Origin of the sequence: Sphingomonas sp. TF3, assembly GCF_003985085.1 — a bacterium.
GTDB lineage: Bacteria > Pseudomonadota > Alphaproteobacteria > Sphingomonadales > Sphingomonadaceae > Sphingomonas.
This window is the reverse complement of the sequence record NZ_RWKS01000005.1, coordinates 183,945-196,459: the sequence shown is the minus strand read 5'-3', so window position 1 is coordinate 196,459 and position 12,515 is coordinate 183,945. Positions and strand designations below refer to the sequence as shown.

The 12,515-nt window shown below is 68.7% G+C and carries 16 protein-coding genes; 1 reads left to right on the top strand and 15 read right to left on the bottom strand.

Annotation, left to right across the window (positions count from 1 at the left end; genetic code table 11):
• Window positions 1–59 precede the first annotated feature (59 nt).
• The 15 genes from EJC47_RS06355 to EJC47_RS06285 form a co-directional block, all read right to left on the bottom strand.
• Window positions 60–626: a tail tape measure protein gene (locus EJC47_RS06355; RefSeq protein WP_126846125.1), complete on the bottom strand. Its 567-nt coding sequence runs from the start codon at window positions 624–626 to the stop codon at window positions 60–62.
• A complete protein-coding gene (locus EJC47_RS06350) occupies window positions 619–819 on the bottom strand; it encodes a phage tail assembly chaperone (protein ID WP_126846123.1) in 201 nt (66 codons plus the stop codon). Before EJC47_RS06350 ends, EJC47_RS06355 begins: the two co-directional genes overlap by 8 nt.
• Window positions 819–1,130, bottom strand: coding sequence for a gene transfer agent family protein (locus tag EJC47_RS06345; protein WP_126846121.1), 312 nt, complete (start codon window positions 1,128–1,130; stop codon window positions 819–821). The genes EJC47_RS06350 and EJC47_RS06345 overlap by 1 nt, the downstream gene beginning before the upstream one ends.
• Complete coding sequence (locus tag EJC47_RS06340; RefSeq protein WP_126846119.1) at window positions 1,127–1,534, bottom strand: phage major tail protein, TP901-1 family; 408 nt, start codon at window positions 1,532–1,534, stop codon at window positions 1,127–1,129. The genes EJC47_RS06345 and EJC47_RS06340 overlap by 4 nt, the downstream gene beginning before the upstream one ends.
• A gap of 430 nt (window positions 1,535–1,964) precedes the next feature.
• Complete coding sequence (locus EJC47_RS06335) at window positions 1,965–2,348, bottom strand: tail completion protein gp17 (RefSeq protein ID WP_126846117.1); 384 nt, start codon at window positions 2,346–2,348, stop codon at window positions 1,965–1,967.
• Complete coding sequence (locus EJC47_RS06330) at window positions 2,345–2,542, bottom strand: hypothetical protein (RefSeq protein WP_126846115.1); 198 nt, start codon at window positions 2,540–2,542, stop codon at window positions 2,345–2,347. Before EJC47_RS06330 ends, EJC47_RS06335 begins: the two co-directional genes overlap by 4 nt.
• On the bottom strand, window positions 2,536–3,096 hold the full coding sequence (locus EJC47_RS06325; protein WP_126846113.1) for a head-tail connector protein: 561 nt from the start codon (window positions 3,094–3,096) through the stop codon (window positions 2,536–2,538). The genes EJC47_RS06330 and EJC47_RS06325 overlap by 7 nt, the downstream gene beginning before the upstream one ends.
• 81 nt (window positions 3,097–3,177) lie before the next feature.
• Entirely contained in the window at window positions 3,178–4,230 is a 1,053-nt protein-coding gene (locus EJC47_RS06320) for a phage major capsid protein (protein WP_126846111.1), read from the bottom strand.
• A 98-nt stretch (window positions 4,231–4,328) separates the two neighbouring features.
• A complete protein-coding gene (locus EJC47_RS06315) occupies window positions 4,329–4,718 on the bottom strand; it encodes an HK97 family phage prohead protease (RefSeq protein WP_185867576.1) in 390 nt (129 codons plus the stop codon).
• Between the two features lie 131 nt (window positions 4,719–4,849).
• Complete coding sequence (locus tag EJC47_RS06310) at window positions 4,850–5,155, bottom strand: DUF6127 family protein (protein WP_126846109.1); 306 nt, start codon at window positions 5,153–5,155, stop codon at window positions 4,850–4,852.
• Window positions 5,152–6,273, bottom strand: a complete 1,122-nt coding sequence (locus EJC47_RS06305) for a phage portal protein (protein ID WP_126846107.1) — start codon at window positions 6,271–6,273, stop codon at window positions 5,152–5,154. Before EJC47_RS06305 ends, EJC47_RS06310 begins: the two co-directional genes overlap by 4 nt.
• Before the next feature lie 184 nt (window positions 6,274–6,457).
• Complete coding sequence (locus EJC47_RS06300) at window positions 6,458–7,132, bottom strand: spermidine synthase (RefSeq protein ID WP_126846105.1); 675 nt, start codon at window positions 7,130–7,132, stop codon at window positions 6,458–6,460.
• A 78-nt stretch (window positions 7,133–7,210) separates the two neighbouring features.
• Window positions 7,211–8,548, bottom strand: coding sequence for a DNA-packaging protein (locus EJC47_RS06295; RefSeq protein WP_126846103.1), 1,338 nt, complete (start codon window positions 8,546–8,548; stop codon window positions 7,211–7,213).
• Window positions 8,545–9,069, bottom strand: coding sequence for a hypothetical protein (locus tag EJC47_RS06290; protein WP_126846101.1), 525 nt, complete (start codon window positions 9,067–9,069; stop codon window positions 8,545–8,547). The genes EJC47_RS06295 and EJC47_RS06290 overlap by 4 nt, the downstream gene beginning before the upstream one ends.
• A gap of 166 nt (window positions 9,070–9,235) precedes the next feature.
• The gene (locus EJC47_RS06285; RefSeq protein WP_231565251.1) at window positions 9,236–11,104 is read right to left on the bottom strand and encodes a methyl-accepting chemotaxis protein; all 1,869 of its coding nucleotides are present in this window, start codon (window positions 11,102–11,104) and stop codon (window positions 9,236–9,238) included.
• 177 nt (window positions 11,105–11,281) lie between these two features.
• Between EJC47_RS06285 and EJC47_RS06280 the strand changes: the two genes are divergently transcribed.
• Complete coding sequence (locus tag EJC47_RS06280) at window positions 11,282–12,481, top strand: carbohydrate porin (RefSeq protein WP_126846099.1); 1,200 nt, start codon at window positions 11,282–11,284, stop codon at window positions 12,479–12,481.
• Window positions 12,482–12,515: the final 34 nt, after the last annotated feature.

Genomic DNA, 12,515 nt, shown 5'->3' with positions numbered 1-12,515 from the left:
GAACCGCCGCCCCAATCCGCTCTCCCAACATCTCAGCCGCCACCGCCAAAGCAGTAGCCTCACTCCATCAAAGCCGCCCGCACCGCCCGCGCCACCTGCCGGCTTGATGCCGCCAGCGCTTGCGGCGCATCGCTCCCGCCCTGCACCGTGATCGCCACGCGCACATCGCGCGCAGCCCCACCGCCGCCCGCCGCAATCACGCTCCCACTGGTGGTCGGCACGAACAGCTCAGGCCCCCGCTCCCCAACCAGATACGGCCGCGCCGGCGACACTGGCCCGCCCGTCGCCCGTCCCGGCGCGCCGATCAGACTGCCGAGCGTCGCCAGCAACCCGCCAGCGCCCGACGACCCGCTCGACCCACCGCCCAGAATCGAGCTCAACCCGCTGCGCAGCGCCGACGCCGCAATGTCCGACAGCACCGACAGCGCGACCTTGCGCAAATCCTCAAAGTTGAGGCTCCCGCTCCGGATCGCCTTGCCCAGCGCGCTCTCGATCGCACGCCCGGCGCGATCCACCCCGCTCGTCAGCGGCCCGTCCAGGCTCGCGCGCATCGCATCGACATCGCGCGCAAACCCAGCGGTATCGGCGCGCACGCCCACCACCAGCCGTTCGATTTCCTCATCCATCGGGAAACGCCTCCTGCATCCGCGCGATCGTCGCGCCATCGGGTGGGGTAATCTCGCCCTCCCCGCCACGCAGCACCGCCACCACCGCCGCCAGTTCCGCGGGGGTCGCGCGCCAGAAGGTGTCGGGCGCCCAGCCCAGCACCACGCCGGCAAAGCCCGCCAGCCGCGTCGCGCCCGGCGCGAACCGCTCCATCACCGCCCTGCCAGAATCTGCCCGAGCAGCACGCGCAGCACTGGCGTCGCGCGCGACAACCCGCCCAGCACCACCGCCTCACCCAAATGTTCGCGCGTCAGCCCCGCGGGCGCGTCATGCAGGCAATGCCAGAACAGGCCGACCATCTCGCCCAGCGACAAGCCCCCGGCCGCCGCGCGCTCGACCAGGGCGAAGAGCGGCCCCAATTCGCCCTCGGCCGCGACCAAAGCGGCAAAGCTCGGCCGCAGCACGACCGTCGCGCCGCCCACGCGCAGCGCCGCCTCGCCGCGCTCGGGGTTGGCCGTACTCACGCCGACACCACCGGCCCGGAACTCTCCAGGCTCAGCGTGTAGCTGCGCTCGCCATTATAATCCCCGGCATAGTCCAGTTTGGTCACCAGGAAGCGCCCGGACAGCGTCTCGCCGCTTTCGAAGCTAAGCCGGTAATCGTCGATCGTGCCCGCCAGCGCATTGCCCTTGATCCGCACCTCCGCGGCCGACCCGGTAAAGATCCCCGCCCCCGACACGCTGACCGATCGCACCCCCGCGCCCGACAGCAATTCGCGCCACCCGCCCGAATCCTTGGAGGTGATCGCGACCATCTCGCCATTGACGCTCATCTGCGTCGTCCGCAGCCCCGCCACCGTCGCATAGACAAGCGGCGACGCCCCATTCCCCACCTTCAACAAAAAGGCACTACCCCGTTCCGCACCCATGATATTCTCCTCAAAAAAACGCCCTCTCCCACCGGGAGAGGGAAGGGACCCGCTGCCAAAGGCAGTGGGAAGGGTGAGGGTCCGAAATCAGGTTCGCGCAGAGGCGCAGAGGACGCAGAGCAGGCCCGCCCAGCACAAATGCCGTGTGCGCCAAGTACCAGGCACAACCGCGCCCCACGCGCCCCCTCTCCGCGTCCTCCGCGCCTCTGCGCGAACCCTTCAACGCTGCCGCGCGCGCCACCGCCACGTCGACGCGCCTGCCGCTTTTAGGAATTGGGTTCGCGCGGAGACGCGGAGCCGCGGAGATGGCGCGCACAAAGGGGGCGACTGCCCCCAAGCACCACATCCTTGGAACACGCACGCCATCAACCAGGCGCACCCTCTCCGCGCCTCCGCGTCTCCGCGTGAACCCAGCCAGCACCTGCAGTCGCTACCCCGCGAGAACCCGCACGCGATATTCGACGCTGGCGTTCCACCGCCCGCCCGCCGCGCCACTCAACCGCGACCGCACCAGCACCACGCTCGCCACGCGCCACCCGGCCAGATTGCGCGGCACCGCCTCGATCGCCGCGCCGACCGCCTCGGCCAACGCCTGCACGCGCGCCGGGCGTTCGCCCGCATCGCGCACGGTCACCAACAGCCGCAGCTCGCGCCCCATGCGGTCCTTGACGCTCCAGTCGCCGCCGAGCAGGTCGCCCAATTCGGCAAAGGGCACCGTCGCCTTGACGGGCGGCCCCAGATAAACGCCGTTCAACCCGGCGACCCCGCGCAGCGCCGCCAGCACCGCCGCTTGCACCACGCTCTCCGCGCTCATGGCAGCAGACTCCCGATCCAGCGCAGCCGCGCATCGTCGGGCGAAATCCGCCCGCTCAGCACCACCGCCTCGCCCTCCACCGTCACCGCCACCCCCGGCAGGTCTGCGCGCAGCGCCTCCGCCACGCGCGCCCGCGCCCGCTCCGCCGCGTGTTCCGCCAGCACGCGCCCCTGCGCCTCCAGCGCGCTCAACATGCGTGCGCCGTTGGGCGCAGCGCGATCCGCCGGAACGGCCGCCACAAAGCGGTGATCGCGCTCGGCGGGGCGACGCTGGCCTCGCGCTGCTCGAACAGATGCGCCGCCAGCAGCACCACGCCTTGCCGGATCGGCGCGGGCACCCCCGCCCACCCCTCGGCCAGACCCGCGCGCGCCAGCACCACGACCGAGATCACCCCCGGCGCGCCCACGATCCGCACCCAGCCTTCGCCCGTCGCATCGATGTCGATCGCAAAGCCATCGCTCGGCAGCGCCACCCCCGCCGCCGTCTCCACGCCCGTAATCGCCGAAACCGGTGCCACGCCAAGCGCCTGCCACGCCCCCAGCACCGCCACCGGCACGCGCAGCGCCCGCGCGATCAGCACCATCCCCAGAAACTGCTCGGCCAGCCCCAAGGCGGTCTCGGCAAAGGCCGCGATCAGCGCATCCTCGTCGTCGCTCGCCACGCGCAGCACCGCCTTGACCGCCGCCACCGCCAGCGCACGGTCGTCTTCGCCGAGCGTCACCACGCCCGGCCCATCCGTCTCGATCATCGTTGTTCCTCCATCTCCCGCCCCCACCAGGAGCAAGACGGGTGAGGACGCACACCGACCGCGCGCCCTCACCCCACGACGTCAGCTCGCCGCGAACTTCAGCAGCTTGATCGCCTCGGAATTGGACACGCAGCCGCCGACGCGCTTGGTCGCGTAGAAATTGACGAACGGCTTGTTGGTATAAGGATCGCGCAGGATCACCGTCTCGCGCCGCTCGGCGATCAGATAGCCCGCCTTGAAATTGCCGAACGCAATCGAGAGACTGTTGGCGGCAATGTCCGGCATGTCCTCGGCCTCGATCACCGGATAGCCGAGCAAGGTCGCCGGTGTGCCCGCAGTCAGGCTCGGCGCCCACAGGAACGCGCCGTCATTGGTCTTGAACTTGCGGATCCGCGCCAGCGTGGCCGCATTCATCACGAACACCGCGCCCTGCCGATACGGCCCGCGCAGCGCCTGCACCAAATCGATCAGCCGGTCCTGCGGGTTGGCCGCGAAATCGCCCGCAGCACCGCTCGCCAGATATTGCAGCGTCCCGAAGGCACGCGCCGCATCCGCCGTGCTCGCGGTCGGGGCCTGCAAAAAGCCCTTGGGCCGGTTGACGCCCGATCCGTTGACATAGGCCGCCCCCTCGGCCTTGGCGAATTCCATCGCAATTTCGCCCGCCAGCCACGCCTCGACATCGAACGCCGCATCGTCGAGCATCGCCTGGCTCGCCGACGGATTGGCATAGAGTTCCCCCATCGGCGGCGCGATTTCGGTGAACACCGGCGTCGCAGTGCCACCCCGCGCGTCGGTCTCCGCCGCCCAGCCCGAGGGCGTGCCCCCCGTCGTCACCAGCTTGCGATACCCGGCAGACCCCACCGCGACGACATTCGCCACACTGCGGATCGGCGAGATCGATTTGAGCGTCGCGTCGATCACCGCATCGATTTCGCGCGGCACGGCATAGCCACCGGCATCGCCGCTCACAGCGGTAAACGCCTTCATCTCGACGCTCGCGCCCGAGCGCAGGAAAGCGCCAAACCCGGCCTCGCTCGCCACACCACTCCCCGCCAGCAGCGGCCGCGCCACCACGCTTTGCACCGGCTGCGTCTCGAAGCTCGCCTCGAGCGCATCCATCGTTTCGTCACCCATGTCCGTCTCCTTGCTTGAAAGTCCCGCCCCAAAGAAAAAGGGCGCCGCACGCGCGACGCCCCTTCAGGCCCTGTCCGAAAATGCCACGCTCCCCCGCGTCACGGGCCGGTGGCCTGCTCCTCCACGCGGTGCACCCGCGCCAGCGGCTGCAGCGGCCGCGCGACCAGGCTGACCTCGACCAGATCGACCGTCGTCAGCTCGCGCACCTGGCCCCGCACCGCACCCCGCGCGCGAAAGCCGATCGACAGCCCGCGCAATGCACCCCCGCGCACCAGCCGCGCGACGCGCGCATCGTCGATCCGCCCGATCACACGCAGCCCGCGCGCATCGGTGGCGATCCGCTCGATCGTGCCGACCGCTTGCCCGCGATGCTGCCACAGCAGCGGCACCGCCGCTGGCGCATCGCCGAACGCCCCGCGCCGGATCACGTCCCCGCCATGGTCGACCGCATCGAACACCGCCGCATAGCCGGCGAAGCGGAGTGGCACCGCTCTCCTCCCCTCCCCTTCAGGGGAGGGGCTGGGGGTGGGGCCGGGCCGCAAATTCGACATCTGCGATTGGTGGATGGGCCCCACCCCAACCCCTCCCCTGAAGGGGAGGGGCTGTCCGGTGCCCCCGCTCACTTCACCCAATCCCAAAAGCCGAATTTGGCAGCGAGCCCCGTCAGCAGCAGCGCGCCCGCAATGCGCACCACCCATCCGAGCACTGCCTTCCAAACCGATCTTTTGGCGTCGCGCCAGGCGCCCAGCAGCTCGCGCAATTCGGCCATGTCCTTGGCGGCGGCGGCATCATCCAGCCCCAGCCGCGCCATCGCCCGCGCCGCCGCCAGTTCGCCCGCTTCCTCGATGATCGCGCGCAGCGTCGCCAGATCCGCGCCCTCGCCCGCGCCTTGCGCCATCAATTGCGCCAGCACCGCACTGCTCATGGCATTCCCTCCACGCCGACCATCGCGCGCTTCTCCTCCCGGCTCAGGAAATCGGCCGCGCTGACTTGCCCCCACAGCCGCTCGCGATCCTCGGCCAGCGCGGTCACCCGGTCGAGATCGACGCTCAGCGTCACCCCCGGCAGCCAGGCGCGCAGCCCTTGCGCCAGCCCGTCCAAAATCGTCCCCGCCAGTGGCAACACGGTCGATCGCCACAAGGCCCGGCTGGCTTCCTTGTAATTGGCATAGGTCGCGTCGCCGGGCAGGCCGAGCAGCATCGGCGGCACGCCAAAGGCGGTTGCAATCTCGCGCGCCGCCGTCGCCTTCATGCCGGCAAAATCCATGTCGGCGGGGGAGAGGCTCAGCGCTTGCCATTTGAGCCCGCCTTCCAGCAGCATCGGCCGGCCGGCATTGCGGCTCCCGGCAAAGCTCGCCTCCATTTCCGCGCGCAGCCGCGCGAATTGCTCGCGCGACAGCGGCGCGCCGTCGCCGGGATCATAGATCAACGCGCCCGAGGGCCGCGCGGCATTGTCGAGCAGCCCCGCATTCCACGCCGCCGTCGCATTGTGCAGCGCAATCGCGCTCGCCGCGCCGCTCAGGCAGCCCAGGCCATAATGGTCGTCGAGCGGGTGAAACAGCTTGATCTGCACGATCTCGGGCCGCGGTGCCTCCGCCCCCAGCCGCACGCTGCGCTCGCCGACGGTATAGCGATAGGCGACGGGCCAGCCCGCGGCATCGGGCTCCACCGTCACCCGCTCGGGGCGCAGCGCAAACAGCTCGACCAGCTCGCCCGCCGCATCGGTCAGCAACTGGACATAGGCATTGCCGTGGAGCAGCAAATGCGCCGCCACCGTCGCCCCCAGCGCTTGCCCGCCGGAGCGCGCCTGCACCAACCGCACCGCGTCTGCATCGCCGCTCAGCGGCGCATCGCCCACCGCATCGGTCACCAGCCGCACCGCGCGCTGCGCAATCGCATTTCGCAGATACAGCGCGCGCACCTGTTCCGCATAACTTTGCGGGAGCGCGCCGATCGCCGCCCCCTCGGCAAAGCGCGCACGCCGAAACTCCAGCGCCGGACGCGATTCCTCGCGCCCGGCTGCCTTCCAGCCGAACCATTTCATGCTGTTTTCCTTCTCGTAGAGAAAAGACGGGCAGACGTCGCGCTCTGGGAGAACCCCAAGCATCCGTCACCCCGGGCTCGTCCCGGGGTCCACCCCGATCCTTATCCTGCGGCCGCAGAACCCGCGGCACGGTGGACCCCGGGACACGCCCGGGGTGACGAGAGGCTCGCGCGTCTCTTGCCCGTTACCCCGCCAGCGTCGCGAACCAGATCACATGGCGCGGCCCCTTGCCGTTCTGCCGCGCCTTCACCGCCACTTCCTCGACGACAAAGCCCGCGCTCTTCAACCGCGTGACGAAGCGCGCATCTGGTGCCGCCGACCACACCGCCAGCACCCCGCCCGGCCGCAACGCCGCGCGCGCCGCCGCCAGCCCGCGCGGGGCATAAAGCCGGTTGTTCTCGGCGCGCACCAGCCCGTCCGGCCCGTTATCGACATCGAGCAGGATCGCATCATAGCCGCCCGGCGCAGCGGCAATCGCCTCGGCAACATCGGCCTCGACCACGCACACGCGCGGATCGTCGAGGCACCCTTTCGCCACCGCCGCCATTGGCCCGCGCGCCCAGGCGAGGATTTCGGGCACCAGTTCCGCCACCGTCACCTCGGCCTTGGGGCCGACCACGCCCAGCACCGCGCGCAGCGTAAAGCCCATGCCGTACCCGCCGATCAGCACGCGCGGTGCCGCCACTCCCGCGATCCGCGCGCACGCCATCGTGCCCAGCGCCTCTTCCGAGCCGTTCATCCGCGTGCTCATCAATTCGTTGCGGTCGACCACGATCATGAAATCGTCGCCGCGCCGGTACAGCGTCATCTCGTCCCCACCAGGGATGCGCGCGCTGTCGATCATTTCGCGGGGAACCATGACGTTCGTCCTTCCTGTCGTAGGTGACGGCGTTAGCGCGCACGACGAACGGACGCCATGCGGTGGAACGGTCCTACCTTACAATCCCCGCACCCGCCCGCCGCCGCGCCGTTTGAGCAACAGCTCGCCCAGCGCCCAGACCAAGGCGTCGGCGCGGTCGGGGGAGCGGCTCGGCCCTTGATAGCCGCCACCCACCACCAACCCGCACAATTCGCGCTCCAAATCGGGCATCGCGCCGACATGCGAGACGTCCCCGCGCTCGTACAGCAACGCCACCGGCTCGGCGCGCGCGACCTTGCCGTCGCTGGCATGGACCAGCTTCAGCGGCAGGCTCGCATCGGCGGCGAGCAGCACGCTCTGCACCATCCGCCCGCCCTGATTCTTCTCGGCGATGACACGGTCCGCGCGGTGGCGCGCGGCGCACCCCGCCACCGCCTGCGCCCAGCCTTCGGGGGATAAGCCCGTGACGCTTGCATCCTCCAGCACATAACCGCGCCCGTCACGCCCGAGCCCGGCCGCGACGATCCCGCACGCATCGCCGCCGCGCCCGGATTCGGTCCCGGCCGGGGGATCGACCGCGACCACCGTGCGCACCAACGCCGGGGCAGACACCACCCGCGCCGCATCGAACTGAGCGTGTGTCCACAAAGCCCCTTCGACATCGGCGAGCAGCTCGCCCGCAATCTCCTGCCGCCCCAGCCGCGTGCCGCCATAGGCCCGCTCGATTGCCGCCAGAAAGCTCTCGGGTAGGAACACGTTCTTGTGGGAGCTCCCACCGCTTTGCGCCAAGCCCTCCAGCGCCATGATCCGGCGCAGCAACGGAGTCGGGCGCGGCGTTGTCGTCACCACCACTTGCGGGGCGTCGCCCATCCGCATCCCCAGCATCAGATTGTCCCAGGTCGCATCGCCATTGCGCCATTTGGCGAGTTCGTCGCACCAGGCGGCGGCATGTTCAGGCCCACGCAGTTTCTCGGGCGCGCTCGCCGAAAAGATCGTCGCGCGGGCCTTGGAGGCAAACTCCACTTCGGTGCCGCGCGATCGATAGTCGACCGATTCGCCCGGCCGCGCCACCGCGATCAGCCCGCTTTCGCCCTCGATCATCACGCGCCGCACATCCTCGATCGTCGCGCCGACCAGCGCGATCCGCGTGCCCGGCGTTGCGCGCGCGATCTCGCTCACCCATTCCGCACCCGCCCGCGTCTTGCCGAAACCGCGCCCGGCGCGGATCAGCCACACCCGCCACGGGCCGGCGGGCGGCTCCTGCCCTTCCTGCGTCCAGCGCTCCCAGCTCCAATTGAGTTCGGCCCGCTGCGCGGCGGTCAGGTCGCGCAGCACTGTTTCGCGCACGCCCGCCGGCAAGCGCGCCAGCTCCAGCACCAGCGCCCGCGCTTGCTCGCCGGAATATCGCTCGCTCATTTCGACCCCATCCGCCGTGCGAGCTGATCGAGCTTGCGCCGCAGCGCCGCGTCGGTTTCAGCCGGGGACGCCATTTTCACCCCGCGCCCGAGCGTAACCTTTCCCTCGGCGGCAGCGCGTTGCCGATTGAGCAAGCCGACCGCGAAGTGCAGATCGCTGGCCGAAATGGTGCGCTCGGCAAGCGCCGTGATCGGGCTTTGCGCCACCGCCTCGGGATCGGCGGCGGCGGGATCGGGCATCTCACCGACAACGCGCGCCAGCGCATAATCGAGCAACGCCTCCTCCAGCCGTTGATAGCCGGTGGCGATCGCCGCCTCCCATGCCGCCGCGAAGGCCGCATCGCGCATCCGCGCGCGATAGCAGCTCGACTGAGCCACGCCCGCCGCCCGCACCGCCGAGGTGACGTTGCACGTCGCCGCCAGCGTATCGAGGAAGCGCTTGCGCTTGGCCTTGTCGAACCCGCCCGGGCGCAACCGGCGGACTTGCAGTACGCGATTGTTTCCTGCCGTAATCCCGTCCATTCGGCCCTCCGCACAGCAAAACGGGCCGAAAGGCGTTTCCGCCCCGGCCCGTTGGTCGACCCCGAGGGGCCGACTCGCAATTCTTCATCGTTCTCTTTATGTACCAAAACAGCGCCGCGATGTCAAGCCGTTTTGTGCCTATTTGGTTATCGCGGAGCGTGCCGCCTCAAAACGTCGCCCAATCGTCACCTGCGCCGCTCTTGGTCACTATCGCCACGACCGGCAAGGTGCGCGATCGACCGGCTGGCGCTTTGCGCGCCGCCTTTGCATAGCTCCGCATCTGCGGCGGTGACCCCGCGTCCCCGATCGTGAACTGCGCAGCCTGATTCGCCAGCGAGGCGACTTCGGAGGTCAAATTGCGCGCGGCCGCCGAGGTTTCTTCGACCATCGCTGCATTCTGTTGTGTTGCCTGGTCCATCGTCCCAATCGCCGCACTGATTTCCGAGATCATGGTCGACTGCGCCGTGTTGTCGCTTGCCATCTCGCCCAAGAGCATATGAACCTCGCCGACATCCCCGGAAATCGTCGAGAGCGCGCCGTCGACCCTGTGGACGCGCTCGACCGCGGCGACGATGTCGGTCTGCGTTGCGGTCAACTGGTCGCGCGCACGCCCTGCTTCCTGCTCTGCCCGAATGGCCAGCGCCGAAACGAGATCCGCCACCACCGCAAAGCCGCGCCCGGCCTCGCCCGCCCGCCCCGCCTCGACGGCCGCGTTCATGGCGAGCACGCGCGTCTGAAACGCGATCTTGTCGAGCCCCTCGATCACGCTGTCGATGCCCTTGGCGCTTTCGCTCACTCGGTTCATCGCCTGCACCGCCTCATCGGCGATGCCGCGCCCGCCGGCGACGGTGGCGATCGCTCCGTCTGCGCGCTGCACGGTGCGCGCGGCGGCGGCGGCGGTTGCTTTTAGCCGTTGTTCGATCTGCGCGATCGCCGCCGTGGTCTGCTCCAGGCTGGCGGCATTGCCTTCGGTGCGCCGGGCGAGATCCTCGCTCGCCTGTGCGATTTCGCCCGATCCGGTGCTGATCGCCGACGCGCTCTGCGTCACCGCCGCGATCAGCGCGTTCAATCCGCTGACCGCGCTGTTGAAATTGTCCTTTAACGCGGTGAACGGTGCCTGCAGGTTAGCGGTCACCGCAACGGTCAGATCCCCTTCGGCAAGCGAAGTCAGGCCGGATCCCAGACTATCGACGATCAATTGCGCCTGCGCCTGCTTCGAGGCTTCGGCAGCTTGCAACTGGTCGCGAAACGCCAGCATCGCCTGCGCCATATCGCCCAGTTCGTCAGCGCGATCCGCCCCGACCACCGCGACGCCCAGATTGCCCGCGCCGAGTTCGCGCATCGTGTCGGCAAGGCCCGCAATCGGGCGGATAACATGGCGGATGGCCGCCATTACGAGCGCCGAGGTCCCGGCGATGCCCAGCAGGACAATCAGGATCAACGCGACCATTGCCACGATCCCTACGATCTTGCCGGAATCGGACGCTTGCTTGGCATTTGCCGTAATTGCGTCCGACGCCTTCCCCATCGAAACCTCAAGAGTGCGGAACTGATCGAAAAATCCCGGAAGATCCGCCCGGGCCCCCGTCGGATCGGTCTTGATCCGAGCGATGATCTGCGTCGCGGAGGTCGCATAAGCCTCCATCGGCGCGACCAATTTGGTCGTGACGGCCGCAACGTCGGCGGAGCCGGTGTAACTGCCGTCGGCGGCGATCCCGTCGCGCAGCGCTTTAAGATGTTCGTCAAAGTCCTTCACGACATCGTCCATCTTGATGCCGCTATGGGGCGTGGTCGATTCGAACGCGGCGAGGACGTCGCTGCGGATCGCGTCGTGCATCATGTCAGCCAGTTCATGATTGGCAAGCAGCGCACCCGCCTCGTTTTGCCGCTCCAACGCGGCCGACTGTAACCAGGCGGCGGCGATCCCGCTGCCACCGCTCACCACCATCAGACTGAGCAGCGCAACCCCCGCGATCCGGATCGCGCGAGCGAGCGACATCTTGGCCAGGCCGCCGCTAAAATTATTGGATGTCATTTTGGCCAACCCCTTCAAATGGACTCGATGATCAACGTCCGTGGAAGCGAAGCATTGCATCACCGAACATGTCGCCCGGTCGCTCGCGAGTAGTTCGCGTCCCCCACAAGTCCCCTCAGCCATCCTATAATAGACTATATTTTGAAAACGGGCGTGGGCTCGTCTGGGAAATGATCGATGCGCTGGCTCTCTGCTTCCGTTGTTGCTCTGACGATACTCTGCGGCCGCCCGGCCTTTGCGCAATCGGACGCGCCTGACCGCGCCGCCGCTGCCCCCGAACCGCGTCCGATCACCTTTGACGGCCGCTATGTCATCGATCTTATCGGCGTCGCGGCCGGCGGCGAGGCGCGCCAGACCGACATTCTGGACAATCTCGAACTTACCGCCGACGCGGATCTCTCGCGTCTGGTCGGATGGCGCGGCGCGAAGGCCCGGGTACATCTGCTGAGCAATCAAGGCCGCGCCATCAACGATGCTGCGGGTACGCTGCAGGGGATCGACAATATCGAAGTGGCTGATGGCCGGGTCAAACTGTACGAAGCCTGGATCGAGCAGGCTTTTGCCGGAGGCCGCGCCGCGCTGCTGGTCGGGCTGGCCGATCTCAACGCAGATTTCTACCAGAATGACGGGGCGGCGATCCTGATGGCCCCCGCTTTCGGCGTCGGATCGGAACTGGCCGCGACCGGGCCTAATGGTCCGTCGATCTTTCCCTCGACCGCGTTGATGGCCCGGCTGAACGTTACGATCGGTACGTCAGGCTATGCGCGCGCTGCCGTGGTCAATGCGCGCGCGGGCGTGCTCGGCGATCAATATGGCGTTGACCTGACCATGCATGACGGCGCGCTGCTCATCGCCGAGGCGGGAAGCACGCGCGGCGGAAAACTGGCGGTCGGCCTTTGGCGCTACACGCGGCGGCAGGACGACATTCGCGTGGTCGATGTCGATGGCAACCCGGTCCACCGCGCTGCAATGGGGGCCTATCTGCTGGTCGATCAACATATCGCGGGCGGGGATGCGCACGCGCTGTCCTTGTTCCTGCGCGCGGGGCTTTCGGAGGGGAAGACCACACCGTTCCGCGGCGGGTTTCAGATCGGGGCCCATATCCGGGGTGTCGTTCCCGGCCGCCCCGAAGGCCGTTTATCGTTCGGCCTCGCCCACGGGCTGCTGTCAAGCGGCTATCGGGCCAATGTGGCCGATACCGGCGAACGCGCCGCATCGGCCGAAAACGGGATCGAGATCACCTATCAGGATCGTCTGGCACCGTTCCTGACGATTCAGCCCGATCTGCAATATATCCGGCGCGCCTGCACCGAGGGCGGCGATCGGGATACGCTGGTGCTGGGCTTGCGGATGATCGCGACCTTCGGTCGCCATTGATCCTGCAGCAGCCCGGCACCAGCAGCCGGTTACG

What these genes read in the sequence shown, in the direction of transcription:
- EJC47_RS06355 (WP_126846125.1), bottom strand. Translation starts at nt 626, where the DNA reads ATGGATGAGGAAATCGAACGGCTGGTGGTGGGCGTGCGCGCCGATACC.
- EJC47_RS06350 (WP_126846123.1), bottom strand. Translation starts at nt 819, where the DNA reads ATGGAGCGGTTCGCGCCGGGCGCGACGCGGCTGGCGGGCTTTGCCGGC.
- EJC47_RS06340 (WP_126846119.1), bottom strand. Translation starts at nt 1,534, where the DNA reads ATGGGTGCGGAACGGGGTAGTGCCTTTTTGTTGAAGGTGGGGAATGGG.
- EJC47_RS06335 (WP_126846117.1), bottom strand. Translation starts at nt 2,348, where the DNA reads ATGAGCGCGGAGAGCGTGGTGCAAGCGGCGGTGCTGGCGGCGCTGCGC.
- EJC47_RS06330 (WP_126846115.1), bottom strand. Translation starts at nt 2,542, where the DNA reads ATGTTGAGCGCGCTGGAGGCGCAGGGGCGCGTGCTGGCGGAACACGCG.
- EJC47_RS06325 (WP_126846113.1), bottom strand. Translation starts at nt 3,096, where the DNA reads ATGATCGAGACGGATGGGCCGGGCGTGGTGACGCTCGGCGAAGACGAC.
- EJC47_RS06320 (WP_126846111.1), bottom strand. Translation starts at nt 4,230, where the DNA reads ATGGGTGACGAAACGATGGATGCGCTCGAGGCGAGCTTCGAGACGCAG.
- EJC47_RS06310 (WP_126846109.1), bottom strand. Translation starts at nt 5,155, where the DNA reads ATGAGCAGTGCGGTGCTGGCGCAATTGATGGCGCAAGGCGCGGGCGAG.
- EJC47_RS06305 (WP_126846107.1), bottom strand. Translation starts at nt 6,273, where the DNA reads ATGAAATGGTTCGGCTGGAAGGCAGCCGGGCGCGAGGAATCGCGTCCG.
- EJC47_RS06300 (WP_126846105.1), bottom strand. Translation starts at nt 7,132, where the DNA reads ATGGTTCCCCGCGAAATGATCGACAGCGCGCGCATCCCTGGTGGGGAC.
- EJC47_RS06295 (WP_126846103.1), bottom strand. Translation starts at nt 8,548, where the DNA reads ATGAGCGAGCGATATTCCGGCGAGCAAGCGCGGGCGCTGGTGCTGGAG.
- EJC47_RS06290 (WP_126846101.1), bottom strand. Translation starts at nt 9,069, where the DNA reads ATGGACGGGATTACGGCAGGAAACAATCGCGTACTGCAAGTCCGCCGG.
- EJC47_RS06285 (WP_231565251.1), bottom strand. Translation starts at nt 11,104, where the DNA reads ATGACATCCAATAATTTTAGCGGCGGCCTGGCCAAGATGTCGCTCGCT.
- EJC47_RS06280 (WP_126846099.1), top strand. Translation starts at nt 11,282, where the DNA reads ATGCGCTGGCTCTCTGCTTCCGTTGTTGCTCTGACGATACTCTGCGGC.